Origin of the sequence: Pseudomonas sp. Leaf127, from assembly GCF_001423155.1 — a bacterium.
GTDB lineage: Bacteria > Pseudomonadota > Gammaproteobacteria > Pseudomonadales > Pseudomonadaceae > Aquipseudomonas > Aquipseudomonas ovata.
This window is the reverse complement of record NZ_LMOA01000022.1, coordinates 230-25,248: the sequence shown is the minus strand read 5'-3', so window position 1 is coordinate 25,248 and position 25,019 is coordinate 230. Positions and strand designations below refer to the sequence as shown.

Genomic DNA, 25,019 nt, shown 5'->3' with positions numbered 1-25,019 from the left:
GGTTTTGGCCGGGGTCGCGACTGGTCAGGCGTTCGTTGCTCGCAGACTCGCTAGTCATGATCGATCCCTCAATCGCTGATGGGTCTGCGCTCTTGCGGACCCGTATCCGGCTGAGCCCTGGCGGCCTCGAAAAGTTCAGTCCCGGTTGACCGGCGGTTGCCTGTATTCATTGGTTATTCAGCACGGAACCTGCCCGTTCGACAGGCTTCATATGCTTTGAATAATGTGGCGCCCGGTGCCTGTTTGCCGCCGCCGGACGAGATAAGGAGTGAGCGTTCTTGACCCGAGCCAATACGCCTGTCGGCCACCCACAGCCGGTATCGGCCCTTTCGATCAATGTACTGAGCATGAACATGCACATGGGCTTTGGCTTTCTCAATCGCCGCTTCATCCTCCCGGAGTTGCGCGATGCCGTGCGCAGCGTGTCAGCCGACATCGTGTTTCTCCAAGAAGTGCATGGTGAGCACCAGCGCCATGCCAGTCGCGTCAAAGGCTGGCCGACGCTGTCGCAATACGAGTTTCTGGCCGACAGCATGTGGAGCGACTTCGCCTACGGGCGCAATGCCGTGTACCCGGACGGCGATCATGGCAATGCACTGCTGTCCAAATACCCGATCGTGCGCCACGAAAACCTTGACGTTTCGATTCATGGCACCGAGCAGCGCGGGCTGCTGCATTGCGTGCTGGATGTGCCTGGTTGCGGCCATGTACATGCGATCTGCGTGCACCTGGGCCTGCGTGAAAAACACCGCGAAGAGCAGATCGGCCTGATGGCGCAACTGGTCAGGCGTCTGCCCGAAGGGGAGCCTGTGATCGTGGCCGGCGACTTCAACGACTGGCGCCAGCGCGCCGATGCCTTGCTTGAGGGCACCGGCTTGCATGAGGTGTTCGTGCGTCATGCCGGGGCACCGGCCAAAAGCTTTCCGGCCCGCTGGCCCTTGCTGCGGCTGGACCGTATCTACGTGGCCAATGCCACATCCAGAAGACCACACGTGCTGAGTAACCGGCCCTGGTCACATCTTTCCGATCATGCACCGTTGGCGGTGGAGGTGACTTTATGAGTGAAGCACAATGGTGCGACGGTAACTCGGTGGAGTTGCTGATCAATGGCGAGGATTTCTACAGTGCGGTGTTCGACGCCATGCGTCAGGCGCGTCGACAAGTGCTGGTGGAGACGTTCATCATTTTTGAAGACCGCGTCGGCGAAGCGCTGCAACAGGCGTTGATCCAGGCGGCGCACAACGGCGCGCAGGTGGTGGTGACGGTCGACGACTACGGCACCTGCGATTTGAGTTCGGTGTTCGTCAAGCAGATGATCGATGCCGGCATCCAGATCCAGCTGTTCGACCCGCAGCCACGGCTGATGGGCATGCGCACCAACCTGTTTCGCCGCCTGCACCGCAAGGTGGTGGTGATCGACGGCGAACAGGCGTTCATCGGCGGCATCAACTACAGCGTCGACCACATGACCGACACCGGGCTGACTGCCAAGCAGGACTATGCCGTACGGGTGCGTGGGCCGATCCTGGCTGACATTCACCGCAGCACCCTGCAGATGCTCAGCCAGACCGTTCGCGAAGGGCTCAAGCCGGTGCCGCTGACCCTCGAGCGTGCCGGCACCGCGCGCATGCTGCTGGCCGAGCGCGACAACCGCCAGCACACTACCGACATCGAAGAGCAGTACCTCAAGGCCATTCGCCAGGCCAGATCGCGCATTACCCTGGCCAACGCCTACTTCTTTCCCAGCTACCGTTTTTTGCGTGAGTTGCGCAATGCCGCCCGGCGCGGGGTCAAGGTCACGCTGATTCTGCAAGGCAAGCCGGACATGCCGTTCGTGCGGGTCTGCTCGCGCCTGACCTACACCTACCTGCTGCGCGACGGCGTGGTGATCCACGAGTACAAGCAGCGTGCCCTGCACGGCAAGGTGGCGCTGATCGACCATGAATGGTCCACCGTGGGCTCCAGCAACCTGGACCCCTTGAGCCTGGCCCTGAACCTGGAAGCCAACCTGTTCATTCGTGATGCGGCCCTGAACCAGCACCTGCAGGATCACCTGCTGGGGCTGGCCGCTGCGCACAGTGTGCCGATCACGCTCAAGGGCGCGGCGCGCGGGCAATGGTGGCGGGCGCCGATGATCTTTCTGTGCTTTCACTTCCTGCGTCATTTTCCGGCGATTGCCGGTCTGTTCCCGGTCCATGGCCTGCGCCTGAAGCCCTTGCGGGCGGCCGACATCATGCCGGAGGCAAAGGTCATCAAGGAGCAACAGGATGCGGTTCAGGAAATGCCCAGCCAGGAGAAACCATCATGAGCCAGGCCAGCGCTACGCAAGATTCCAGTCAGGCTTCGCCACGTTGGGTATGGGCCAAGCGTCTGCTCAAGCTGTTTTTCTTCATTGCCGTGCCGATACTGCTGTTCATGCTGATCAAGAACATCGACTGGCAGGAGGTCAAGAAGGCTCTGCAATCCTACAAGGCCAGTACCCTGGCCATCGCGGCGCTGGTGGCGGCGGCCAGCTACCTGACTTACTGCGGCTTCGACATTCTGGCGCGGTATTACACCCGGCATAAGCTGAGCGTCGCGCAGATCATTCCAGTGACGTTCGTCTGCTATGCCTTCAACCTCAACCTCAGTTCCTGGGTCGGCGGTATCGCGTTGCGCTACCGGCTGTATTCGCGACTGGGGCTGGATGTACCGACCATTACGCGGGTGCTGAGCCTGAGCCTGATCACCAACTGGCTGGGCTACATGCTGCTGGCCGGGTTTGTGTTTGCCATGGGCTTTCTGAAGTTGCCACCGGAGTGGTCCATTGGCAGCGGCAGCCTGCAACTGATCGGTGTGGCCTTGCTGGCGGTGTGTCTGGCGTACCTGCTGGCCTGCCGGTTTTCCAAGCGGCGTTCATGGACGATCCGTGGCCAGGAACTGACCCTGCCGTCGCTCACCCAGGCACTGATCCAGGCCAGCCTTGGCGCGCTGAACTGGTCGCTGATGGCCATGGTGATTTTCACGCTGCTGCCGGAAAAAGCCTTTTACCCGGCCATTCTGGGCGTGCTGCTGATCAGCAGCATTGCCGGGGTCATCACCCATATTCCGGCCGGGCTCGGTGTGCTGGAAACCGTGTTCATTACGCTTTTGGCACACCAGTTTTCCAAGGGCACCTTGCTGGCCGCGTTGATCGGTTACCGGGCGATCTACTTCCTGTTGCCGTTGATGCTCGCCGTGGTGGTGTACCTGGTGCTGGAGAAGAGCGCCAAGCGCATCAGTGCGAAAAACCGCGAGAAAACGCAAGGCCAGTCGGGGGACTAGTCCCCCGGCGGTGAATCAATGCCCCAGCCGGGCAAACATCTTTACGGCGTCCACCGCATTGTTGGTGCCTTCGCTGATTTTGACGATCACAGAGCCGGCCTGGTCCGCCAGGTCGACACCCTTGATCGCATTGCTGCGGGTGTTGTCCATGCTGTCGATGGCCTGGCGGGTTTCGGTCTGGATCATGCCGATCATTTCGGAGATCTCGGCCGTCGAACGGCTGGTGCGACCGGCCAGCTGCCTTACTTCATCAGCCACTACTGCAAAACCGCGGCCCTGATCGCCGGCGCGGGCGGCCTCGATGGCGGCATTGAGGGCCAGCAGGTTGGTCTGGTCGGCAATGCTGCGAATGGTGTTGACGATGGCGGTGATCTGCTCGGAACGGGCGCCCAGTTGCGCAACGATGCGTGAAGAGTCCTCGATGTTCATCGAGATCTGGCGCATTTCACTGGCCGCCTGCTGGATCACCTCGGTGCCGTGCTCGGTGACTTTCCGGGTCTCTACCGAGATGTGGTAGGCCTGGGCGGCGCTGCTGGCATCGCGTTCGTGCTCCTCGACCCGCGGAGTGATGTCGGAGGCAAACTTGACGATACGATGCAGTTTGCCATCAGCGTCGTACACCGGATTGTAGGTGGCCTCCATCCAGCGGACCTGGCCATGGCGGCCTACACGTTTGAACTGCCCGCTGAAGAATTCGCCTTTGTTCAGGCGCCGCCAGAAGTCGGCGTATTCGCTGCTGTTGGCCACCTCGCTCGGGCACAGCATGCTGTGATTCTTGCCGATCAGTTCGGCCTCGCTGTAGCCCATGGTCTGGCTCAGGTTGGCGTTAACCTTGAGAATGCGGCCCTCAAGGTCGAACTCGACGATCGCCATCGCGCGGTCAATGGCGTGCAGCTTGTTGCGCGCTTCATTGGCCTCCTCTATGCGGGCGGTGACATCGGTGGCGTACTTCACGACCTTCAACACCTTGCCGGTGCTGTCGCGCACCGGGTTGTAGCTGGCCTCGAGCCAGACGGTACGGCCTTCGCGCCCGACCCGGTGAAACGTCTGGCTGACGAAATCGCCGGCGCGCAGGCGGGTCCAGAGCTTGTCGTACTCGGGGCTGCGTACATCGTCGGCGGTGCAGAAGATCCGGTGGTGCTTGCCCAGGATGTCTTCCAGGCGATAGCCCATGACTTTGAGAAAGTTTTCGTTGGCGTGCAGGACGTTGCCATTGAGGTCGAACTCGACGCTGGCCATCGAGCGATTGATGGCTTCCAGCAGGCACGCTTGCTGGTCGATGGTCTGCTGGAGGGCGGCGAGGACTTTCTTATTGGAATTGAATAGCATCATGGTATGACTCGCAAAGAGATGGCACACGGTTTCGGTCCATGTCTTCTATGTACCTGGCCCGGATCCTGGGGCGCCCGGTGGGGCTGGGAGCAGGCACACATGCTGTCCTGTGCAGTGATGGCACTATAGATGGCATTCCTGATTTTTGTACAACCCATTTGTCAGCCGCCGACAGAAGGGAAAGGCCCGGTACAGAAAGCCCAAGGCCGCGTTCGACGCGGCCTCGGGCAATAGTGGCACTTGCTGCCTGACGCGGACATTCAATCCTCCAGATCCACCTGCTCGTGAATCTCGTCGACCTTCAATTCCAGCCGGTACGCCACGGCGATAAAAAGCGCCTGGCACAGGCACAAGGTGGCACTCAACGAGCGGAAGGCGAACGAGCTGCCTTCATTGACCAGCAACACCGAATTGGCCCGCTTGGCCAGCGGCGACAGGTTGCTGTCGGTAATGATCAGGGTCTTGGCCTGGTTGTGCTGGGCGATGCGCAGGCAGTGCTGGGTTTCCTTGCCGTACGGGGTAAAGCTGATGGCGATCAGCAGGTCGGTGGAACGGATGCTGCGCATCTGCTCGCGATAGCCGCCGCCCAGCCCGGAAATCAAATGGATGCGCTTGTTGGTGTGCTGCAGGTTGTAGACCAGATAATCCGCCACGGCGAACGAGCGGCGCACCCCCACCACATAGATGTTTTCAGCGTTGACCACCAGGTCGACGGCTTTCTCGAAGGCTTCGTCATCCAGGTCGTCGCTCAGGCGCTCCAGGCCAGACAAGGTTGCATTCACACATTCGCGTGCCAGGTCACCGGCCCCGGCCTTGTGCGCCTTGTCGGCGATCATGCTGCGGATGCGTTGCTGGTAGTTCTGCACCGGCGTGGTCTTGTGCGTGTAGGCATCGCGAAACAGTGCCTGCATTTCGCTGAAGCCACTGAAACCGAAGCGCTGCGAAAACCGCACGATGGCCGAAGGGTGAACCTCGCACTCGCGGGCGATATCGCTGATGCGATCGACCATGATCCGCCCGCTCTGCTGGCTCATGTAGCTGGCAATGCGCTTGAGCTGGCGCGGCAATTCTTCGTACTGCTCGGTGATCATGCGCAACAGGTCGTCGGCGCTGATCGGAACGGCAGCGACGGTGTCTGGCTGGGACGGCGGCTCGATGCTGGACATGACTTCAATCCTTCTTGCTTGTTCTTCTATGGCGCGCGTTTCGTCAGGCAAACCCGATCGATCACGGCCCAGGCAACCACGGTGGGCAGGCAAAGCCCCTGGCCACTTTAACCCACCTCGACGGGCAGCGGGGCGCCTGGCTGGTTGTGGAATAAATTTTCCAATAGAAAAAATTATAGAATAAATATTGATTGGTGGGGCGAGACGTTCTAGTCTGCCCACACCAAGAACATTTCGCGCGGCAGTTGTGCGTGATGCAGGCTGATAAAAATAACAGGAGCCACCATGGGCCAGACTCGCTTTGCCACTGGGCGTCAGTTGGATCTGATATGCCTCGGACGCCTGGGCGTCGATCTCTATGCGCAGCAGGTCGGCGCACGCCTTGAAGATGTGTCCAGCTTTGCCAAATACCTGGGCGGCTCGTCCGCCAACATCGCCTTCGGCACAGCCCGGCTGGGCCTGAAGTCAGCCATGCTCAGCCGGGTGGGCGACGATCACATGGGCCGCTTTCTGGTCGAGTCGCTGGCTCGCGAAGGCTGCGATGTCAGCGGTATCCGCTGCGACCCCGAGCGCCTCACCGCCATGGTGCTGCTGGGCCTGAAAGACCGCGAGACCTTTCCGCTGGTGTTCTACCGCGAGAACTGCGCCGACATGGCGCTGCGCGCCGAAGACATCGACGAGCAACTGGTCGCCTCCAGCAAGGCGCTGCTGATCACCGGCACGCACTTCTCCACCGAGCAGGTGTTCCGCGCCAGCAACCAGGCGCTCGACTATGCCGAAAAGCACAACGTACGGCGGGTGCTGGACATCGATTACCGTCCGGTGCTGTGGGGCCTGGCCGGCAAGGCTGATGGCGAGACGCGTTTTGTGGCCGACCAGAAGGTCAGCCAGCATGTACAGCGCATCCTGCCGCGCTTCGACCTGATCGTCGGCACCGAAGAAGAGTTTCTGATTGCCGGTGGCAGCACCGACTTGCTCACGGCCTTGCGCAAGGTGCGCGAACTGAGCGCCGCGACCCTGGTGGTCAAGCTTGGTCCGCAAGGCTGCACGGTCATTCACGGCGCCATTCCGGCGCGCCTGGAAGACGGCGCGATCTATCCAGGCGTTCGGGTCGAGGTGCTCAATGTGCTGGGCGCCGGCGATGCCTTCATGTCCGGCTTTCTCAGTGGCTGGCTCAAGGACGCCGATGATGAACGCTGCTGCCAGCTGGCCAATGCCTGCGGCGGCCTGGTGGTGTCGCGCCATGCCTGCGCCCCGGCGATGCCGACCCCGGCCGAACTCGATTACCTGTTCAACAGCCCGGTGCCGATTACCCGGCCCGACCAGGACGTGGCCTTGCAACGTCTGCATCAGGTCAGTGTGCCGCGCAAGCAATGGAAGCAACTGTTCATCTTTGCCTTCGACCACCGCGGGCAACTGGTCGAGCTGGCGCAGCAGGCCGGCCGCGAACTGAGCAGCATTCCTTACCTCAAGCAACTGTTCATTCAGGCCGTGGCCCGGGTCGAAGCCGACCTGGCCCGGCGTGGCATCGAGGCTGATGTCGGGCTGCTGGCCGACCAGCGTTTCGGCCAGGACTCGCTCAATGCCGCCACCGGGCGTGGCTGGTGGGTGGCCCGTCCCGTGGAAGTGCAAGGCTCGCGGCCGCTGGCCTTCGAGCATGGCCGTTCGATCGGCAGCAACCTGATCAACTGGCCGGCCGAGCAGATCATCAAGTGCCTGGTGCAATACCACCCCGATGACGAGCCACTGCTGCGCCTGGAGCAGGAAGCGCAGATCAAGGGCTTGTACGAGGCGTCCAAAGCCAGCGGCCACGAACTGCTGCTGGAAATCATCCCGCCCAAGGATCATCCGTCCACCCATCCCGATGTCATGTACCGCGCCTTGAAGCGCCTCTATAACCTGGGCATCTACCCGGCCTGGTGGAAGATCGAGGCGCAGGACGCCGACGTCTGGCGCCAGCTCGATGAACTGATCCAGGAACGCGACCCGTACTGCCGTGGCGTGGTGCTGCTGGGCCTGAATGCACCGGTGCAGGCGCTGGCCGAAGGCTTTGCCCAGGCACGTGACAGTCAGACCTGCCGCGGCTTTGCCGTGGGTCGCACGATCTTTCGCGAGCCCAGCCGCGCCTGGCTCAACGGCGAGATCGACGATGAAGGCCTGATTGCCCGGGTGCAGGACATCTTCAGCGGCCTGATCGAGTCCTGGCGCACCAGCCGCGCCTGAAGCACACCCTTAACGAATGATTCAGCGATAACAACAAAAAGGTACAGCCATGTCTGTTTCCGACACCTCTATTCGCATTGGCATCAACCCGATTTCCTGGAGCAACGACGATCTGCCGGCGCTGGGCGGCGAGACGCCGCTGGCCACGGCGTTAAGCGAGGGCCAGCAGATCGGCTACGAAGGCTTTGAACTCAACGGCAAGTTTCCCAGAGACGCCAAGGGCGTAGGCGATGTCTTGCGCCCCTATGGCCTGGCGCTGGTCTCGGGCTGGTACTCCAGCCAGCTGGCACGGCGCTCGGTGGCCGAGGAAATCGAAGCCATCGGTCCGCACCTGGACATCCTGGCGCAGAACGGCGCCACGGTGATGGTCTACGGTGAGGTCGCCGATTCGATCCAGGGCCTGCGCATCCCGCTGGTCGAGCGTCCGCGCTTTCATACCGAGGCGGCCTGGCGCGAGTACGCCGACAAACTCACAGAGCTTGCGCGTTTCACCCTGTCACGCGGCGTGCGCCTGGCCTATCACCACCACATGGGCGCCTACGTCGAGTCGCCGGCCGACATCGATCAACTGATGGCCCTGACCGGCAATGAAGTCGGGCTACTGTTCGATTCAGGCCACTGCTACATGGGCGGTGGCGACCCACTGGCGGTGCTGAGCAAGCACATCGGGCGGGTCTGCCATGTGCACTTCAAGGATGTGCGCAAGGCCGTGGTGCAACTGGCGCGCAATAACCTGTGGAGCTTCCCGGACTGCATCATCAACGGCACCTTCACCGTGCCGGGCGACGGCGACATCGACTTTGCAGCCCTGCTGAACGTCTTGCGCCAGGCCGGTTACCACGGCTGGCTGGTGGTCGAGGCCGAGCAGGACCCGGCCGTTGCGCCCAGCTATGCGTACGCCAAGAAGGGCTACGACACGTTGCGCCAATTGCTGGCCGACGTTCGATAACAACCATAGCGTTGCCTGAGAAAGGAGGGCTGGACCATGAATCTGTTGACCAAGAGCAAACCCCAGGGCCGTGACATTGTCGCGCTGCAAGAGGGCGTTCTGGACTACGTGGGCTTTGCCGCCTACCGCCTGGAGGGGGGCGAACAACTGCCGCTGGCCGCTGGCGACAAGGAGCTGTGCGTGGTGCTGCTGGCCGGGCACGTCAGTGTCAGCGGCGAGGCACCGGGGCAGGGGGCCTTTGATTGGGACAACATCGGTGGTCGCCAGTCGGTGTTCGAAGAGCAGTCACCCTTTGCCATCTACCTGCCGGCCGACAGCCAGGCGCTGTTCACGGCTCGCGGACCTGCCCATGTGGCCGTGTGCGCGGCCCCTGGCGACCGTGCCCAGGGTTTGCCGGCACGCTTGATCCGGCCCGAAAGCATGAAGCGCAGTGTACGCGGCAAGGGCGCCAACACCCGTTATGTGTGCGACATCCTGCCGGACACCGAGGTGGCCCACTCGCTGCTGGTGGTCGAGGTGCGCACGCCGTCCGGGCATTCGTCCAGCTATCCGCCGCACAAGCATGACCAGGACAACCTGCCGCATGAGAGCTTTCTGGAGGAGACCTACTACCACCAGGTCAACCCGCCGCAGGGCTTCGTGTTCCAGCGCGTCTACACCGACGACCGCAGCATCGACCAGGCCATGGCCGTGGAAAACAACGACCTGGTGACCGTGCCCAGGGGCTATCACCCGGTCAGCGTGCCTTATGGCTACGAATCGTACTACCTCAACGTGATGGCCGGCCCCAAGCGCGCCTGGCAATTTCACAACGACCCGCAACACAGCTGGTTGATGGACCTGTGAACCGTATCGCCAGCCCGCAGGGTGTTGCAGACCACCCACAATCGTCCAACAAGAATACGGAGTCAGTGTCATGAGTGATTCACCGGTCATCGGCCATTACATCAACGGCGAGCTGAACGACGCCGCCGAGCGCTACAGCGATGTCTTCAACCCCGCCACTGGCGATGTCCAGGCGCGTGTGGCACTGGCCAGCGCCCAGACCGTCGAGCAGGCCGTTGCCGCTGCCCGCGCGGCGTTCCCGGCCTGGTCGGAGCAGTCGTCGTTGCGCCGGGCGCGAGTGATGTTCAAGTTCAAGGAACTGCTGGACCGTCATCATGACGAACTGGCCGAAATCATCTGCCGCGAACACGGCAAGGTGTTTTCCGACGCCAAGGGCGAGGTGGTGCGCGGCATCGAGATCGTCGAATTCGCCTGCGGCGCGCCGAACCTGCTCAAGAGCGAGTTTTCCGACAACATCGGTGGCGGCATCGACAACTGGAACCTGCGCCAGCCCCTGGGCGTGTGCGCCGGCATCACCCCGTTCAACTTCCCGGTCATGGTGCCTTTGTGGATGATCCCGATGGCCCTGGTCACCGGTAACTGCTTCATCCTCAAGCCGTCCGAGCGCGATCCGTCGGCCAGCCTGCTGATGGCGCGCCTGCTCAAGCAAGCCGGTCTGCCCGATGGTGTGTTCAACGTGGTGCAGGGCGACAAGCTGGCGGTCGACACCCTGTTGCAGCACCCGGACATCGAAGCGGTATCGTTCGTCGGCTCCACGCCGATCGCCGAGTACATCCACCGCGAAGGCACCGCCCGCGGCAAGCGTGTGCAGGCCCTGGGTGGCGCCAAGAACCACATGATCGTGATGCCCGATGCCGACCTCGACCAGGCCGCCGATGCCTTGATCGGCGCCGCCTACGGCTCGGCCGGCGAGCGCTGCATGGCCATCTCGATTGCTGTGGTGGTCGGTGACACCGGGCAGAAACTGATCGACAAGCTGCTGCCGCGCATCGACCAGCTCAAGGTCGGCAACGGCATGCAGCCCGACAGCGACATGGGCCCGCTGGTCACGGCCGTGCACAAGGCCAAGGTCGAAGGCTATATCGACCAGGGCGTCAAGGAAGGGGCAAAACTGATTGTCGATGGCCGTCACTTCAAGGTGCCCGGCGCCGAGAACGGCTTCTTCGTGGGCGCCACGCTGTTCGATCATGTCACCACCGACATGCAGATCTACAAGGAAGAAATCTTCGGCCCGGTGCTGGGCCTGGTGCATGTACCGGACTTTGCCAGTGCCGTGGCGCTGATCAATGCCCATGAGTTCGGTAACGGCGTGTCGTGCTTCACCAGCGACGGGGGCGTGGCCCGCGCCTTTGCCCGCTCGATCAAGGTCGGCATGGTCGGCATCAACGTGCCGATCCCGGTGCCGATGGCCTGGCACTCGTTCGGCGGCTGGAAGCGCTCACTGTTCGGTGATCACCACGCCTATGGCGAAGAAGGCCTGCGCTTCTACAGCCGCTACAAGAGCGTCATGCAGCGCTGGCCGGACAGCATCGCCAAGGGCGCTGAATTCAGTATGCCTACGGCCAAATAACCCTTTTGTGCAAAAAAACCATGTGTAGGAGCGACCAACGGTCGCGAAAGGGCGGAACAGGCAGGCTGTTGATTGCCTGAGATACAGCATTCGCGACCGTTGGTCGCTCCTGCGGTGTGTCTGCACGTTATAGGTTGTGCCCGAACGGTGGCGGCTCATGCACCCCCATACAGCCACATTCAATCATTCAATGCGTTGCGGAGAACAATAATGAGTCAACCCCTGCGTTTTGCCCTTAACCGTATGGTTGCCCCGCGCCTGCCGCTGCCTGAGTTCATCGAACTGGCGGTCAAGCTGGGGGCCGATGCCATCGAGATTCGCAACGACCTCAAGGGCATTGAAATCGAGGATGGCACCGCGCCGCAGACGGTGCGTGAACTGTGCGAGGCCAAAGGCATTCGCGTGCTGTCGATCAACGCCCTGTATCCCTTTGATGTCTGGAACGAAGAACGCCGTGAGCAGGCCACCCGCCTGGCCCGTTATGCCCGTGACTGCGGCGCCGAAGGCCTGGTGATGTGCCCGTTGAATGATCGCGGCGACACCCGCAATGCCGCGCAGCGCGCCGCCGGCCTGCGCACCGCACTGACCCACCTGGGCCCGATCCTGCGCGAGCACGGCCTGTTGGGTTTCGTCGAGCCGCTGGGCTTCGAAGAGTGCTCGCTGCGCCTCAAGCGCCAGGCGGTCGAGGCCATCAAGGCCGTCGGCGGGCTGGACGTTTTCCGCCTGGTGCACGACACCTTCCACCATCACCTGGCCGGTGAAGTGGAAATGTTTCCCGAGCTGACCGGGCTGGTGCACATCTCCGGGGTCGAGGACGCCGAGGCGCCGCTCAACACCATTCGCGACGGTCACCGGGTACTGGTGGGCGAGGGTGACATTCTCGGCAATGCGCCACAGATCGAGCGCCTGTTGGCCAGCGGCTACACCGGCTACCTGTCGTTCGAACCCTTCGCCGAGAGCGTACACGCCCTGGACGACATTCAGCAGGCGCTGGTCAGCAGCATGGACCATCTGCAGAAATCGTTCGGCTAGCCGGCCGGCGACCGGGCCGTTTTCTCACCACCACAAGGGGCGAGCATGACTACTACACGATTGACCATGGCCCAGGCCCTGGTCAGGTTCCTGGACAACCAGTACGTTGAAGTCGACGGCGTACAGACCAAGTTCGTCGAAGGCATCTTCACCATTTTCGGCCACGGTAACGTGCTGGGCATCGGCCAGGCGCTGGAGCAGGACAGCGGCGACCTGGTGGTGCACCAGGGCCGCAACGAGCAGGGCATGTGCCACGCCGCCATCGGCTTTGCCAAGCAGCACCTGCGGCGCAAGATCTACGCCTGCTCGTCCTCGGTCGGCCCGGGCGCGGCCAACATGCTGACCGCCGCAGCCACCGCCTCGGCCAACCGCATCCCGTTGCTGCTGTTGCCTGGCGACGTCTATGCCAGCCGCCAGCCGGACCCGGTGTTGCAGCAGATCGAACAGTTCCACGACCTGAGCATCAGCACCAACGATGCGTTCAAGGCCGTGAGCAAATACTGGGACCGTATCAACCGTCCCGAACAACTGATGAGCGCCGCGCTGAGTGCCATGCGCGTGCTGACCGACCCGGCCGAAACCGGCGCGGTGACCCTGGCGCTGCCGCAGGACGTACAGGCCGAAGCCTACGATTACCCCGACAGCTTCCTGCAACGCCGTGTGCACCGTATTGACCGGCGTCCGCCGACCCGCGCCATGCTCGACGACGCCGTGGCCCTGTTCAAGGCCAAGCGCAAGCCGTTGCTGGTCTGTGGCGGCGGAGTGCGCTACTCGGGCGCTGCCCAGGCGCTGCTGGCGCTGGCCGAGCGCTTCGGCCTTCCATTTGCCGAAACCCAGGCCGGCAAGAGCGCGGTGGTCTCGGCGCATCCACTGAACATGGGCGGGCTGGGTGAAACCGGCACCCTGGCGGCCAACCAGCTGGCCAAGGAAGCCGACCTGATCATTGGTATCGGCACCCGCTACAGCGATTTCACCACCTCGTCGAAATGGCTGTTCCAGCACCCCGACGTGCAGTTTCTCAACCTCAATGTCGGCGCCTTCGATGTACAGAAACTCGACGGCGTGCAGGTTCTGGCCGATGCCAGGGAAGCGCTGGAGGCGTTGCTGTCCGCGCTTGAGGGCAGCGACTGGTCCAGCGCCTGGGGCGAACACCCGGCCCGGGCCCGGGCCGAGCTGGATGCCGAGGTCGACCGGGTCTATGCCGTCGACTACCAGGCCGCTGACTTTGTGCCGGAAATCAATGACCACCTCGACCCTGCGGTGTTACGCGAATTTATCGAGCTGACCGGTTCGTGCCTGACCCAGAGCCGTGTGCTGGGCGTGCTCAACGAGAGCCTGCCGACGGACGCGGTGATTGTCGCCGCCGCCGGCAGCCTGCCCGGTGACCTGCAGCGGGCCTGGCGCAGCACCGGGGTGGACACCTACCACGTCGAGTATGGCTATTCGTGCATGGGCTACGAGGTCAATGCCGCGCTGGGAGTCAAGCTGGCAGCACCGGAGCGCGAGGTCTATGCGCTGGTCGGTGACGGTTCGTACCTGATGCTGCACTCCGAACTGGTCACGGCCATTCAGGAGCGGCGCAAGATCAACATCATCCTGCTCGACAACATGACCTTCGGCTGCATCAACAACCTGCAGATGGAACACGGGATGAACAGCTTCGGCACCGAGTTCCGCTATCGCAACCCGGAAACCGGGCGTCTGGACGGCGGCTTCGTGCCGGTGGATTTCGCCATGAGCGCGGCGGCCTACGGCTGCAAGACCTACAAGGTCAGCACTCTCGAGCAACTGCACGAGGCGCTGGCCGATGCACGCCGGCAAAGCGTGGCGACCCTGATCGACATCAAGGTGCTGCCCAAGACCATGATCCACAAGTACCTGTCGTGGTGGCGCGTCGGGGTGGCCGAAGTGTCCACCGTCGGCACCACCGCGCAGGTGCATGAACAGCTCAACAAACAACTGGCCAAGGCCCGCCAGTACTGAGGCCGCACGCTCAGAACCCGTAGGAGCGGCTTGAGCCGCGAATGGCGCGCCACGAAATCATGGTGTGCCTTTATACCCGGACAAAGCGGATCACCGCCTGGCCGATCCTGCGGTTTCAACGGCGTGCAAGCGGCAATCCCCCACATTCAAGGAGCATTGAGATGGCGTTGAAATTAGGTGTTATCGGTACCGGTGCAATCGGCCGCGATCATATCCGTCGCTGCAGCAAGACCCTGCTGGGCAGTACGGTGGTGGCCGTGACTGATATCAATCTGCAACAGGCTGCGCAGGTGGTCAGTGACCTTGGCCTGACCGCCGAGGTGTATCCCGACGGCCACGCGCTGATCCAGGCGCCGGAGGTGGAGGCGATCCTGGTCACCTCCTGGGGCCCGACCCACGAAGAATATGTACTGGCCGCGATTGCCGCCGGCAAGCCGGTGTTCTGCGAAAAACCCCTGGCGGTGACGGCCGAGGGGTGCCGGCGCATTGTCGATGCCGAGATCGCTTTTGGCCGGCGCCTGGTGCAGGTGGGCTTCATGCGCTCCTATGACGAAGGCTACCGTGCGCTCAAATCGGTGATCGACGCCGGCACCATCGGCGAGCCGCTGATGCTGCACTGTGCCCACCGCAACCCGACCGTGGGCGAGAACTACAAGACCGACATGGCCATCACCGACACACTGATCCATGAGATCGACGTGCTGCGCTGGCTGCTCAATGACGATTACGTGTCGGTGCAGGTGGTGTTCCCGCGCAAGACCGGCAAGGCCTTTGCTCACCTCAAGGACCCGCAGATCGTCCTGTTCGAGACCGCCCGTGGCACGCGTATCGACGTCGAGATCTTCGTCAATTGCCAGTACGGCTACGACATCCAGTGCGAAGTGGTGGGCGAGAGCGGCATTGCCCGCCTGCCGGAGCCTTCGCAGGTGCAGCTGCGCAGCGAAGCCAAACTGTCCAATGCCATCCTTACCGACTGGAAGGACCGCTTCATTGGTGCCTACGATGTCGAGCTGCAAGCCTTTATCGACGGCGTCGCGGCCGGCAAGGTCGGCGGTCCGTCGGCCTGGGACGGCTATGCGGCTGCGGTGACGGCTGATGTGTGTGTGGCGGCGCAGCAGAGCGGCGCCATCGAGAAGGTCGCCCTGGGCGCACGCCCGGCTTTCTATGATTGATAACCGGCTTGCCTGAAGGTCGCGCCTCAAGGGCGCGACTGTGACCTGCGTGGCTGACAACTATAAAAGGAAACCACCATGCGAATTGCGCTTGACCCCTACATGTACCGCCATCTGCCCCTGGGCAAGATGGTCGACAAGACCGCCGAGCTGGGCTACGAGTACATCGAGCTTTCGCCGCGCGAAGATTTCATGCCGTTCTATAAATACCCGCGCGTCGACCGGGCGCGCATCAAGGAGTTTCGCAAGGCCCTGAGCGATGCCGGGGTCAAGCTGTCGTCGTTGCTGCCGCTGTACCACTGGGCCGCGCCCGACGAAGACCTGCGCATCGCTGCCGTGCGCAACTGGAAACGTGCCATCCAGGTCGCCGTGGAGATGGACTGCGACCTGATCAACACCGAATTCAGCGGCCAGTCGGACAACGCCCTGGTGTGTGAAAACCAGTTCATGAAGTCGATGGACGAGCTGATTCCGCACTTCGAGCGCGAAGGCATCAAGCTCGACATCCAGGCCCACCCGTATGATTTCTGCGAGCGCAACAACGAGTCGGTGGACATCATTCGCGGCCTGGACTGTGATTGGCTCAATTACCTGTACGCGGCACCGCACACCTTCTTTTATGACGACGGCGTGGGCGATATTGCCTCGATGCTCAAGTACGCCGGCGACAAGCTGACCCATCTGATCATCGCCGACACCTTCAATCACCGTGCCTCGTCGAACCTGCGCTACATCGTCAACCCGCCAGGCGTGACCGCCACCGTGCACCAGCATCTGGACATCGGCCAGGGTGACGTCAACTGGGAGGTGTTCTTCTCGACCCTGCGCGACATCAAGTTCGATGGTATCGCCACCGTGGCGGTGTTCGCCTGGGAAGAGCGCGCCGACGAGTCCAGCCGCTTCATGCTGGAACGGGTGAGCCGCGAACTGCTCAGATAACCCATCATGGACCCGCGCCATCGACTCAAAGGAGAACACCATGCGCATCGGATTGGTGGGTTATGGAAAAGGAGGGCGTTTCTTTCATGCGCCGTTGATTGCCAGTCTGACCGACGCGACCTTTGTCGGGGTCGTGACCCGTTCACCGGAGCGTCGCCAGGCACTGGCCTGTGACTACCCGCAGGTGCAGGCTTTTGCCAGCCTGAGCGAACTGGTGGCCGCCGGGGTCGATGTCGTGGCGATTTCCACACCGCTGGCGGCCCGGCATGGGCAGATTCTGGAAGCCATCGAGCTGGGCGTTTCAGTGGTCAGCGACAAGCCCTTTGCTCAGGATCAAGATCAGGCCCGCGAGCTGATCGAAGCCGCCCGGCAGCGTGGTGTGTTGCTCAGCGTCTACCAGAACCGACGCTGGGATTCGGATTTTCTGACGGTGCGCAAGCTGATTGACAGCGGCGCCCTGGGCCGGGTCGCGCGTTTCGAGTCCAGTGTGGAGCGCTATTCGCCGACCTCGGTGGGCAAGCTGAGCGGCGGTGGGGTGCTGCGCGACCTTGGCAGCCATCTGGTGGACCAGGCGCAGCTGCTGTTCGGGCCGGTGCAGCAGGTGTATGCCGAGCTGCAATACGCCACGCCGCACCACGAGGTCGATCACAGCTTCTTTGTCGCCCTGACCCATGCCAGCGGGGTGGTGTCGCACCTGTCCGGCAGTTGCCTGCAGAACTGCCCAAGGCCCAGGTTCCGGATCAGTGGCAGCAACGGCTGTTACACGGTCGATGGGCTGGACGTTCAGGAAGAACAGGCGCTGGCTGGTCACACACCGCTCAGTATCGGTGACAACTGGGGGGTTGAAGAGCACCGGCGCTGGGGTTGGTTCGAGCATGGCGAGCACCGCGAACGGGTGCCTTCGGAGCGTGGTTGCTGGCTGCGTTATTACCAGCAGTTGCAAATGGCAGTTGACACCGGTGCGGCCAATCCGGTCGATCCGCTTGAGGCCTTGAACACCACCAGGGTGCTGGATGCGGCGCGGCAGAGTGCCAGCAAGGGGTGTGTCGTGACGCTCTGAGCGGCGGACTGAATCGCGACGTTCATGGGTCGTTCAATCATAGGCAAGGCCCGTTTCTCCCCGGGAGAAGCGGGCCTTTTTGCGTCGGTCAAGAAACAGAAAATTAAACGGAATAAAATTCTAAAATGTGTTGAATTGGAAAAAAATTTCCAATAAAGTCGTTTTCAGGTTGCCGACTATCGAATCACCTTCGCTGTAGGTTTGTTCCTACAGCGCCAGGGTAAAGCCAACAAAAACAAAACTCAGATAGGTACCGTCAATGAAAGCCTCCATGCCTGGCTCCCGGGCCACTCGCGTCACCGCCACTGCCTTGTCACTGTGCAGCACCCTTGCCGATCGCCTGCTGACCCTGATCGGTCGCGGCATGTGCGTCGAGCACAAGAACTGGCTGCTGTTCAGCATGCCGGGCGCCGCCGGCATTCGTATCCCACGCTGATTGTTCCTGCCCATGCCCGGCGGCCTCGCCATGCCTCTGGCGTGCCCGCTGCACACAACAACAAGAATCCGGAGACAGACCTTCATGAAGATCAAGACCACGTTCACCTCCCTGGCCCTGACCCTGATGCTCGGCAGCGGCACGGCGCTGGCCGACATCAATATCGGCGTGCTCATGCCGCAGTTCGATGACATCTGGCTGACCTACCTGCGCGAGGACATGGCAGCCAAGGCCAAGAGCATGCCCGACGGGGTGAAGCTGCAGTTTGTCGATGCACGCACCGACGTCAACAAGCAGCTCGACCAGGTGCATGACCTGATCGGCAAGAAGGTCGACGCCTTGATCGTCAACCCGGTGGACACCGCCGCCACGGCCGCCATCACCAAGGCCGCGCTCGCCGCCGGCATTCCCCTGGTGTACGTCAACCGCAGCCCCGATGATCCGAAGCTGCCCGAAGGCGTAGCCACCGTCATCTCTGACGAGAAAGAGGCTGGCCGCCTGCAGATGCAATACGTGGCCGACAAGCTTGGCGGCAAGGGCAAGATCGTGGTCTTGCTGGGCGACCTGGCCAACAACGCCACCCGCAACCGCACCGACGGGGTCAAGGAGATCCTGGCCAAGTACCCGGACATCAAGATCGACCAGGAGCAGACCGGTATCTGGCAGCGCCAGCGCGGCATGGACATCACCAACGACTGGCTGACCCAGGGCCGCGAATTCAATGCCGTGGTCTCCAATAACGACGAGATGGCCATCGGTGCGGCCATGGCCCTCAAGCAGGCCGGCAAGAAGCCCGGTGATGTAGTGATTGCAGGTGTCGATGGTGCCCAGGACGGCCTGCGCGCCGTGAAGACCGGGATGCTCACCGTGTCGGTGTTCCAGGACGCCAAGGGTCAGGCCAACGGCTCGATCGAGACCGCCGTGAAGATGGTCAAGAAAGAGAAAATCGATACGCAGATGATGGTGATCCCGTATCGTCTGATCACCGCCGAAAACGTCGATACGTTCAAATAAAACCCAAAACGACAACGTACAGGCCGGGGGGATTCTGGCCTGGAAGGCGCCTCTGGAGCGTTGGCCGGGCTGCACGCAGTCCGTTTCCAGAGGTGCCCTTGAGTCCCCCCCGCAGACTGTTGCATAAGGAGCTTGTCATCATGTCTGATTCCGCTACCGCTGCCCGTCATGCTTTGCGCGACAGCCAGCCGGCCTTCAGCGCCGATTCGAGCGAATACCTGCTGGAAATCGCCCACATCAGCAAGCGCTTCCCGGGTGTCGTGGCACTCGATGATGTGCAGCTGCGGGTCCGTCCCGGCAGCGTGCTGGCCCTGATGGGCGAGAACGGCGCCGGCAAGTCGACCCTGATGAAGATCATTGCCGGCATCTACCAGCCCGACGAGGGCGAGATCCGTCTGCACGGCCGGCCTGTCGTATTCGCCACCCCCCTGGCCGCGTTGCAATCGGGCATTGCCATGATTCACCAGGAACTCAACCTGATGCCGTTCATGAGCATCGCCGAGAACATCTGGATCGGCCGCGAGCAGCTCAACGGGCTGCACATGGTCGACCACGGCAAGATGCACCGCTGCACCGCCGAGCTGCTTGAGCGCCTGCGCATCCGCCTGGACCCCGAAGAGCTGGTGGGCAACCTGAGCATCGCCGAGCGGCAGATGGTCGAGATTGCCAAGGCCGTGTCGTACGACTCGGACGTGTTGATCATGGACGAGCCGACCTCGGCCATCACCGAAAGCGAGGTCGAGCACCTGTTCTCGATCATTGCCGACCTCAAGGCCCAGGGCAAAGGCATCATCTATATCACCCACAAGATGAGCGAGGTGTTCCAGATCGCCGATGAAGTCGCGATCTTTCGCGACGGCACCTACGTCGGCCTGCAGCGGGCCGAGCAGATGGACGGCGACAGCCTGATTTCGATGATGGTCGGCCGCGAACTGACCCAGTTGTTCCCCGAGCGCGAAAAGCCCATCGGCGAGGTGATGCTGTCGGTGCGCAACCTGACCCTGGACGGCATTTTCAAGGACGTGTCGTTCGAGCTGCATGCCGGCGAGATTCTCGGCATCGCGGGCCTGATGGGCTCGGGCCGTACCAACATCGCTGAAACTCTGTTTGGCATCAGCCCAAGCAGCAGTGGCGAAATTTTCCTGGACGGCCAGCCGGTGCGCATCAGCGACCCGCAACAGGCGATCGGCAAAGGCTTTGCCCTGCTGACCGAAGACCGCAAGCTCACCGGCCTGTTTCCGTGCCTGTCGGTGATGGAAAACATGGAAATGGTGGTGCTGTCGAACTACGCCGGCGGCGGTTTCATCCAGCAGAAGGCCTTGCGGGCATTGTGCGAAGACATGTGCAAGAAGCTGCGGGTCAAGACCCCGTCGCTGGAGCAGTGCATCGACACGCTCTCAGGCGGCAACCAGCAGAAAGCCTTGCTGGCCCGCTGGCTGATGACCAACCCGCGCATTCTGATTCTCGACGAGCCGACCCGCGGCATCGACGTGGGCGCCAAGGCCGAGATCTATCGCCTGATCTCGTTGCTGGCCGGCGAAGGCATGGCGGTGATCATGATTTCTTCCGAACTGCCTGAAGTGCTGGGCATGAGCGACCGGGTCATGGTCATGCATGAAGGCGAACTGATGGGCACGCTGGCACGCAGCGAGGCCACCCAGGAAAAAGTCATGCACCTGGCGTCGGGCCATTCGGTTCATTGAGTCATCCAGGCGCTGATCCGTACAGGAACAGGCCTTACAAGAACAAGAGGAACAGCAGATGAGCAATGTGATTTCACAAAACAAACCGGCCCTGGCGCCGGCCAAGGCCAAGCGCCGGATTCCCACGGAACTCAGTATCTTTCTGGTGCTGATCGGCATCGGCCTGGTGTTCGAGGTGTTCGGCTGGATCGTGCGCGACCAGAGCTTTCTGCTCAACTCCCAGCGCCTGGTGCTGATGATCCTGCAGGTGTCGATCATTGGTCTTCTGGCCATTGCGGTGACGCAGGTGATCATCACCACCGGTATCGACCTGTCCTCAGGCTCGGTGCTGGCGCTGTCGGCGATGGTGGCGGCCAGCCTGGCGCAGACCTCTGATTTTTCCCGGGCGGTGTTTCCATCGCTGACCGACCTGCCGGTGTGGATACCGGTGGCCGCGGGGCTGGGGGTTGGTCTGCTGGCCGGCGCAATCAACGGCAGCCTGATTGCGATCACCGGCATCCCGCCTTTTATCGTGACCCTGGGGATGATGGTCTCGGCCCGTGGCCTGGCCCGCTATTACACCGAAGGCCAGCCGGTCAGCATGCTGTCGGATTCCTATACGGCCATTGGCCAGGGCGCCATGCCGGTGATCATCTTCCTGGTGGTGGCGGTGATCTTCCATATCGCCCTGCGCTACACCAAGTACGGCAAGTACACCTACGCCATCGGCGGCAACATGCAGGCGGCGCGCACCTCGGGCATCAACGTCAAGCGGCACCTGGTCATCGTCTACAGTCTCGCCGGTCTGCTGGCAGGCCTGGCCGGTGTCGTGGCCTCGGCGCGTGCCGCCACCGGGCAGGCCGGCATGGGCATGTCGTATGAACTGGACGCCATTGCGGCGGCCGTGATCGGCGGCACCAGCCTGGCCGGTGGCGTGGGACGCATCACCGGCACGGTGATCGGCGCCCTGATCCTGGGCGTAATGGCCAGCGGCTTTACCTTTGTCGGGGTCGATGCGTACATCCAGGACATCATCAAGGGGGTGATCATTGTCGTGGCCGTGGTGGTCGACCAGTACCGCAACAAGCGCAAGGCCAAGCGCTGAAACGTTGGAGCGGCTTCAGCCGCGAAGAGGCCTGACGTTCATGACCTTTTCGCGGCCAAGGCGTATCGCCCCGGCCGCGCCTGCGGGGCCCTTGCAAACGGGGCGATATTCGCCCACAAACGCAACTATGAGGCCGCTGGCTGTTAAAGCCTGAACGGCAGCTCCCGATACAGAAGCATCCTCCCTCTGTGCTTCACAAGGATCTGCCATGCGCCTCAATCACATGAACATCGCCACCCGGGCGTGCCTGAGTTTCGGGCTTATCGCCGCCCTGGTCGTGTTTCTCGGCCTGTTTGGCATGTACAACGCCTCGAACATTCGCGGTGCGCTGGTGCAGACCGAAGAGGTTACGCTGGCCGGCAGCCGTTCACTGGCACAGATTCGCGATAACCAGTTGGGCATCCGGGTCATCACCCTGCGCATGATGCTCAACCGCGAGCCGGCGGTGCTGACCCCGACCCTGGCACGGCTGGAGGTACTGATCGGGCAACTGGACACCTCGATGCAGAGTTACCAGAAGGTGGTTACGCCCCAGGCCCAGTCGGCCTTCAACGAGATGCTGACGACCCTGGCCACTTACCGGCGCCTGCTGGACGAGTACCGCAACCTGTCCAACCAGAACCGCCTCGACGAGATGCGCGGCTTGCTCAATGGTGGCATCCAGGACGCGTCGAACAAGACCGGCGAGCTGTTTTCCGAACTGCTGCGCATCAATATCGAGCAAAGCGCAGCGTCCACGGCCCAGGCCACCGAGCGTTATGACAGCACGCGGCTGTGGTCGATCCTGGTGCTGGTCCTGGCCCTTGTGCTGACCTGCGTATTGGCCTGGGGCCTGATCCGCAGCATCGTCAGGCCGCTGCGCGAAGCCATCGAGCTTGCGCGTGCGGTGGCGGATGGTGACCTGACTCACCGCTTGCAGGCACAGGGCACCGATGAGCCGGCGCAACTGATCGAGGCCCTGGCGCGCATGCAGGACAACCTGCGCGAAGCCTTGGGCCTGATCAACCAGACCGCCGTGCAACTGGGCCAGTCGAGCAACGACGTTGGCCAGATTACCCAGCGCAGCCTGAAAGAGACGGCCCAGCAGCATGACGAGATCGAACAGGCCGCCACGGCGGTCAACGAGATGACCGCGGCGGTGGAGGAGGTGGCCAGCAATGCGGTGTCCACCTCGCAGGTGTCCGATGACTCCCAGCGCATTGCCGAACGTGGCAACCGGCAGGTGCAGCACACCCTGGCGACCATCCGTACCCTGGGGCAGGGCATGCAGCAGGCCTCGACCAATATCGGAGAGCTGGCCGAGGAATCGCAGAAGATCGGCAAGGTGCTGGATGTGATCCGCGCCATTGCCGAACAGACCAACCTGCTGGCGCTCAACGCCGCCATTGAAGCGGCCCGGGCCGGCGACGCCGGACGCGGTTTTGCGGTGGTCGCCGATGAAGTGCGGGCGCTGGCCGGACGCACCCAGACCTCGACGCTGGAAATCGAGCAGATGGTCTCCACCATCCAGAACGGCACCCAACTGGCCGTGCAGGCCATGCAGGGCGGTACCCGCCAGGTCGACGACACCCTGCAAAGCGCACAGGCCACCGGGCAGGCGCTGGAAGAGATCAACCAGTCCATCGTGTCTATTCACGAGCGCAACCTGGTGATCGCCAGCGCTGCCGAAGAGCAGGCCCAGGTGGCGCGGGAAATCGACCGTAACCTGGTCAATATTCGCGACCTGTCGGTGCGTACTTCGGAGGCGTCCACTGAGACCGGTCGTTCGGTCAATGCCTTGCGTGGCACGGTCAGCGCCTTGCAGGAGATGCTGGGACGCTTTCATTTATAGAACAGGACCGGGAACCGGATCGCATCGATCCGGTCAGAGGCCTGCGTTCTGATGGGGAAAGACCCTCGGTTTTTGGGGGTTTTCCCGCAATTGTTCGACATTAGGCGCCCCAGTGGGTTGCCGAGTCTGCAAGGCGGCCTTAGACTGCCGCCCCTCGTGAACGGAGTGCGCCGCAGCGCCCTGCAGCCCTGAGGCTGACAAAGCCTGCCCGCGACACTCTCCTGACCGGCTAAATGCACGTTTTTTATTAGAGAACTCAATGACAAAGGAACAGTTGCTGGCCATGCCGGCCGATGACTACATGAACGCCGAGCAGCAAGCTTTCTTCGTCAAGCTGTTGCAGTCCATGAAGGTCGAGATCCACGAGCGTATCGAGAAGAGCCGTATTGCCATCGAGAGCCTGGATACCCCGGCCGACCCAGCCGATGCCGCATCTGTCGAGGAGGAGCGCCACTGGCTGGTGAATTCCATCGAGCGCGACCAGCGCATGCTGCCGCAACTGGAAATGGCCCTGACGCGCATCACTGAAGATACGTTTGGCTGGTGCGATGACAGTGGCGAGCCGATCGGCCTCAAGCGCCTGTTGATCAGCCCCACTACCCGCTACTGCATCGAAGCCCAGGAACGCCACGAGCAGATCGACCGGCACCAGCGTCAGGTCTGATTACAGCCGCAGCCGTAGCTGGCGGCTGGGTTGTCTGGGCTGGCTGGGTTGGTCTGTGAGAGGGGTTCCGGCCCTCTTCGGGCCGGGTTACTTTGTCTTGGCAAAGTAACCAAACCGTTTGCTCCTGGCTGGGCCCCTGCGGGGTTCCCTCCTTCCGGCGCCACTCCATCGGGCCGCGCCGATGGGCCGTCCCTGGCCCAGCGGCGCTGGCTCGGCATCCCTGCCTCGCTCCCCGATTCCGCGACACCTCCACTCGGCCTGCGCCCAAGTCGCGATCTGTGTCGTCTGTGATATTTGCGTAGAAGAGCTCGTCCTTAAATCAATGGCGAATACGTGAAAAGCAAAGGGCAAGGGGTCGATGGTAAAAGCAGATCGTGACAGCCGATTTAATAATGCCGTTTTTGATTCATCTCTNGCGGCCCAGCCGGTCAGCCGCGAACAGACAAAAATGGGCGTAAACACGTCCCTGGCCCAGCGGCGCTGGCTCGGCATCCCTGCCTCGCTCCCCGATTCCGCGACACCTCCACTCGGCCTGCGCCCAAGTCGCGATCTGTGTCGTCTGTGATATTTGCGTAGAAGATCAACAGCAACAGCAACAGCAACAGCAACAGCTTTTGCTCTGCTTTTCATGCGCGAGGGTGCAGGCGACGCAGAACGCGACTTGTGCAGGCCGAGTGGAGGCGTTGCGCAGGGGGGAAAAGGGCCAGGACGG

The 25,019-nt window shown here is 62.3% G+C and carries 19 protein-coding genes and 3 pseudogenes; 19 read left to right on the top strand and 3 right to left on the bottom strand.

Going from position 1 to position 25,019, the window contains the following annotated elements:
• Positions 1 to 278: 278 nt before the first annotated feature.
• From ASF84_RS17965 to ASF84_RS17955, 3 genes are read left to right on the top strand one after another with little or no spacing between them, the layout of a single operon-like run.
• Entirely contained in the window at positions 279 to 1,061 is a 783-nt protein-coding gene (locus ASF84_RS17965) for an endonuclease/exonuclease/phosphatase family protein (RefSeq protein ID WP_056840213.1), read from the top strand.
• The gene (gene clsB / locus ASF84_RS17960; RefSeq protein ID WP_056840212.1) at positions 1,058 to 2,308 is read left to right on the top strand and encodes a cardiolipin synthase ClsB; all 1,251 of its coding nucleotides are present in this window, start codon (positions 1,058 to 1,060) and stop codon (positions 2,306 to 2,308) included. The genes ASF84_RS17965 and clsB overlap by 4 nt, the downstream gene beginning before the upstream one ends.
• Positions 2,305 to 3,303: a lysylphosphatidylglycerol synthase domain-containing protein gene (locus ASF84_RS17955; protein WP_056840211.1), complete on the top strand. Its 999-nt coding sequence runs from the start codon at positions 2,305 to 2,307 to the stop codon at positions 3,301 to 3,303. Before clsB ends, ASF84_RS17955 begins: the two co-directional genes overlap by 4 nt.
• A 15-nt stretch (positions 3,304 to 3,318) precedes the next feature.
• On the opposite strand, the pseudogene ASF84_RS30260 reads toward ASF84_RS17955, so the two are convergent.
• The 3 genes and pseudogenes from ASF84_RS30260 to ASF84_RS17945 all read right to left on the bottom strand — a co-directional run.
• Positions 3,319 to 3,750 (bottom strand): annotated as a pseudogene (locus ASF84_RS30260) (methyl-accepting chemotaxis protein); the annotation flags it as partial.
• Between the two features lie 108 nt (positions 3,751 to 3,858).
• A pseudogene (locus ASF84_RS30255) lies at positions 3,859 to 4,632 on the bottom strand (PAS domain-containing protein); the annotation flags it as partial.
• Positions 4,633 to 4,895: 263 nt separating this feature from the next.
• A complete protein-coding gene (locus tag ASF84_RS17945) occupies positions 4,896 to 5,801 on the bottom strand; it encodes a MurR/RpiR family transcriptional regulator (RefSeq protein ID WP_056840210.1) in 906 nt (301 codons plus the stop codon).
• 285 nt (positions 5,802 to 6,086) lie between these two features.
• Between ASF84_RS17945 and ASF84_RS17940 the strand changes: the two genes are divergently transcribed.
• From ASF84_RS17940 to ASF84_RS17875, 16 genes and pseudogenes are all read left to right on the top strand, one after another.
• Positions 6,087 to 8,024, top strand: coding sequence for a bifunctional 5-dehydro-2-deoxygluconokinase/5-dehydro-2-deoxyphosphogluconate aldolase (locus ASF84_RS17940; RefSeq protein WP_056840209.1), 1,938 nt, complete (start codon positions 6,087 to 6,089; stop codon positions 8,022 to 8,024).
• 49 nt (positions 8,025 to 8,073) lie between these two features.
• On the top strand, positions 8,074 to 8,973 hold the full coding sequence (gene iolE / locus ASF84_RS17935) for a myo-inosose-2 dehydratase (protein ID WP_056840208.1): 900 nt from the start codon (positions 8,074 to 8,076) through the stop codon (positions 8,971 to 8,973).
• Between the two features lie 36 nt (positions 8,974 to 9,009).
• Positions 9,010 to 9,819, top strand: a complete 810-nt coding sequence (gene iolB, locus ASF84_RS17930; protein ID WP_056840207.1) for a 5-deoxy-glucuronate isomerase — start codon at positions 9,010 to 9,012, stop codon at positions 9,817 to 9,819.
• A gap of 70 nt (positions 9,820 to 9,889) precedes the next feature.
• On the top strand, positions 9,890 to 11,389 hold the full coding sequence (locus ASF84_RS17925) for a CoA-acylating methylmalonate-semialdehyde dehydrogenase (protein ID WP_056840206.1): 1,500 nt from the start codon (positions 9,890 to 9,892) through the stop codon (positions 11,387 to 11,389).
• Between the two features lie 210 nt (positions 11,390 to 11,599).
• The gene (locus tag ASF84_RS17920; RefSeq protein WP_056840205.1) at positions 11,600 to 12,421 is read left to right on the top strand and encodes a TIM barrel protein; all 822 of its coding nucleotides are present in this window, start codon (positions 11,600 to 11,602) and stop codon (positions 12,419 to 12,421) included.
• A gap of 45 nt (positions 12,422 to 12,466) precedes the next feature.
• Positions 12,467 to 14,404, top strand: coding sequence for a 3D-(3,5/4)-trihydroxycyclohexane-1,2-dione acylhydrolase (decyclizing) (iolD, locus tag ASF84_RS17915; protein WP_056840204.1), 1,938 nt, complete (start codon positions 12,467 to 12,469; stop codon positions 14,402 to 14,404).
• 161 nt (positions 14,405 to 14,565) lie between these two features.
• Positions 14,566 to 15,576, top strand: coding sequence for a Gfo/Idh/MocA family oxidoreductase (locus ASF84_RS17910; protein ID WP_056840203.1), 1,011 nt, complete (start codon positions 14,566 to 14,568; stop codon positions 15,574 to 15,576).
• A 78-nt stretch (positions 15,577 to 15,654) separates the two neighbouring features.
• A complete protein-coding gene (locus ASF84_RS17905) occupies positions 15,655 to 16,515 on the top strand; it encodes a sugar phosphate isomerase/epimerase family protein (protein ID WP_056840202.1) in 861 nt (286 codons plus the stop codon).
• 40 nt (positions 16,516 to 16,555) lie between these two features.
• Positions 16,556 to 17,575 carry a Gfo/Idh/MocA family protein gene (locus ASF84_RS17900; RefSeq protein WP_056840201.1) on the top strand — a complete coding sequence of 340 codons (1,020 nt, stop codon included), beginning with the start codon at positions 16,556 to 16,558 and terminating at the stop codon, positions 17,573 to 17,575.
• A 271-nt stretch (positions 17,576 to 17,846) separates the two neighbouring features.
• A complete protein-coding gene (locus ASF84_RS29165; RefSeq protein WP_156684286.1) occupies positions 17,847 to 18,011 on the top strand; it encodes a hypothetical protein in 165 nt (54 codons plus the stop codon).
• 84 nt (positions 18,012 to 18,095) lie between these two features.
• Positions 18,096 to 19,025, top strand: coding sequence for a substrate-binding domain-containing protein (locus tag ASF84_RS17895; protein WP_056840200.1), 930 nt, complete (start codon positions 18,096 to 18,098; stop codon positions 19,023 to 19,025).
• 140 nt (positions 19,026 to 19,165) lie between these two features.
• Positions 19,166 to 20,728 carry a sugar ABC transporter ATP-binding protein gene (locus tag ASF84_RS17890; protein ID WP_056840199.1) on the top strand — a complete coding sequence of 521 codons (1,563 nt, stop codon included), beginning with the start codon at positions 19,166 to 19,168 and terminating at the stop codon, positions 20,726 to 20,728.
• A gap of 58 nt (positions 20,729 to 20,786) precedes the next feature.
• Positions 20,787 to 21,812, top strand: coding sequence for an ABC transporter permease (locus ASF84_RS17885; protein WP_056840198.1), 1,026 nt, complete (start codon positions 20,787 to 20,789; stop codon positions 21,810 to 21,812).
• Positions 21,813 to 22,020: 208 nt separating this feature from the next.
• Positions 22,021 to 22,788 (top strand): annotated as a pseudogene (locus ASF84_RS30250) (MCP four helix bundle domain-containing protein); the annotation flags it as partial.
• Positions 22,780 to 23,643 (top strand): methyl-accepting chemotaxis protein, encoded by an 864-nt coding sequence (locus ASF84_RS30245; RefSeq protein ID WP_421957959.1) that lies wholly within the window; start codon positions 22,780 to 22,782, stop codon positions 23,641 to 23,643. The pseudogene ASF84_RS30250 and the gene ASF84_RS30245, both read left to right, overlap by 9 nt.
• A 259-nt stretch (positions 23,644 to 23,902) precedes the next feature.
• Entirely contained in the window at positions 23,903 to 24,307 is a 405-nt protein-coding gene (locus ASF84_RS17875) for a TraR/DksA family transcriptional regulator (protein ID WP_056840196.1), read from the top strand.
• The last annotated feature ends 712 nt before the right edge of the window (positions 24,308 to 25,019 follow it).

Bases quoted from the DNA above. Each gene is read 5' to 3' on its own strand.
- clsB (WP_056840212.1), top strand. From the start codon at position 1,058: ATGAGTGAAGCACAATGGTGCGACGGTAACTCGGTGGAGTTGCTGATC.
- ASF84_RS17955 (WP_056840211.1), top strand. From the start codon at position 2,305: ATGAGCCAGGCCAGCGCTACGCAAGATTCCAGTCAGGCTTCGCCACGT.
- ASF84_RS17945 (WP_056840210.1), bottom strand. From the start codon at position 5,801: ATGTCCAGCATCGAGCCGCCGTCCCAGCCAGACACCGTCGCTGCCGTT.
- ASF84_RS17940 (WP_056840209.1), top strand. From the start codon at position 6,087: ATGGGCCAGACTCGCTTTGCCACTGGGCGTCAGTTGGATCTGATATGC.
- iolE (WP_056840208.1), top strand. From the start codon at position 8,074: ATGTCTGTTTCCGACACCTCTATTCGCATTGGCATCAACCCGATTTCC.
- iolB (WP_056840207.1), top strand. From the start codon at position 9,010: ATGAATCTGTTGACCAAGAGCAAACCCCAGGGCCGTGACATTGTCGCG.
- ASF84_RS17925 (WP_056840206.1), top strand. From the start codon at position 9,890: ATGAGTGATTCACCGGTCATCGGCCATTACATCAACGGCGAGCTGAAC.
- ASF84_RS17920 (WP_056840205.1), top strand. From the start codon at position 11,600: ATGAGTCAACCCCTGCGTTTTGCCCTTAACCGTATGGTTGCCCCGCGC.
- iolD (WP_056840204.1), top strand. From the start codon at position 12,467: ATGACTACTACACGATTGACCATGGCCCAGGCCCTGGTCAGGTTCCTG.
- ASF84_RS17910 (WP_056840203.1), top strand. From the start codon at position 14,566: ATGGCGTTGAAATTAGGTGTTATCGGTACCGGTGCAATCGGCCGCGAT.
- ASF84_RS17905 (WP_056840202.1), top strand. From the start codon at position 15,655: ATGCGAATTGCGCTTGACCCCTACATGTACCGCCATCTGCCCCTGGGC.
- ASF84_RS17900 (WP_056840201.1), top strand. From the start codon at position 16,556: ATGCGCATCGGATTGGTGGGTTATGGAAAAGGAGGGCGTTTCTTTCAT.
- ASF84_RS29165 (WP_156684286.1), top strand. From the start codon at position 17,847: ATGCCTGGCTCCCGGGCCACTCGCGTCACCGCCACTGCCTTGTCACTG.
- ASF84_RS17895 (WP_056840200.1), top strand. From the start codon at position 18,096: ATGAAGATCAAGACCACGTTCACCTCCCTGGCCCTGACCCTGATGCTC.
- ASF84_RS17890 (WP_056840199.1), top strand. From the start codon at position 19,166: ATGTCTGATTCCGCTACCGCTGCCCGTCATGCTTTGCGCGACAGCCAG.
- ASF84_RS17885 (WP_056840198.1), top strand. From the start codon at position 20,787: ATGAGCAATGTGATTTCACAAAACAAACCGGCCCTGGCGCCGGCCAAG.
- ASF84_RS30245 (WP_421957959.1), top strand. From the start codon at position 22,780: ATGCAGGACAACCTGCGCGAAGCCTTGGGCCTGATCAACCAGACCGCC.
- ASF84_RS17875 (WP_056840196.1), top strand. From the start codon at position 23,903: ATGACAAAGGAACAGTTGCTGGCCATGCCGGCCGATGACTACATGAAC.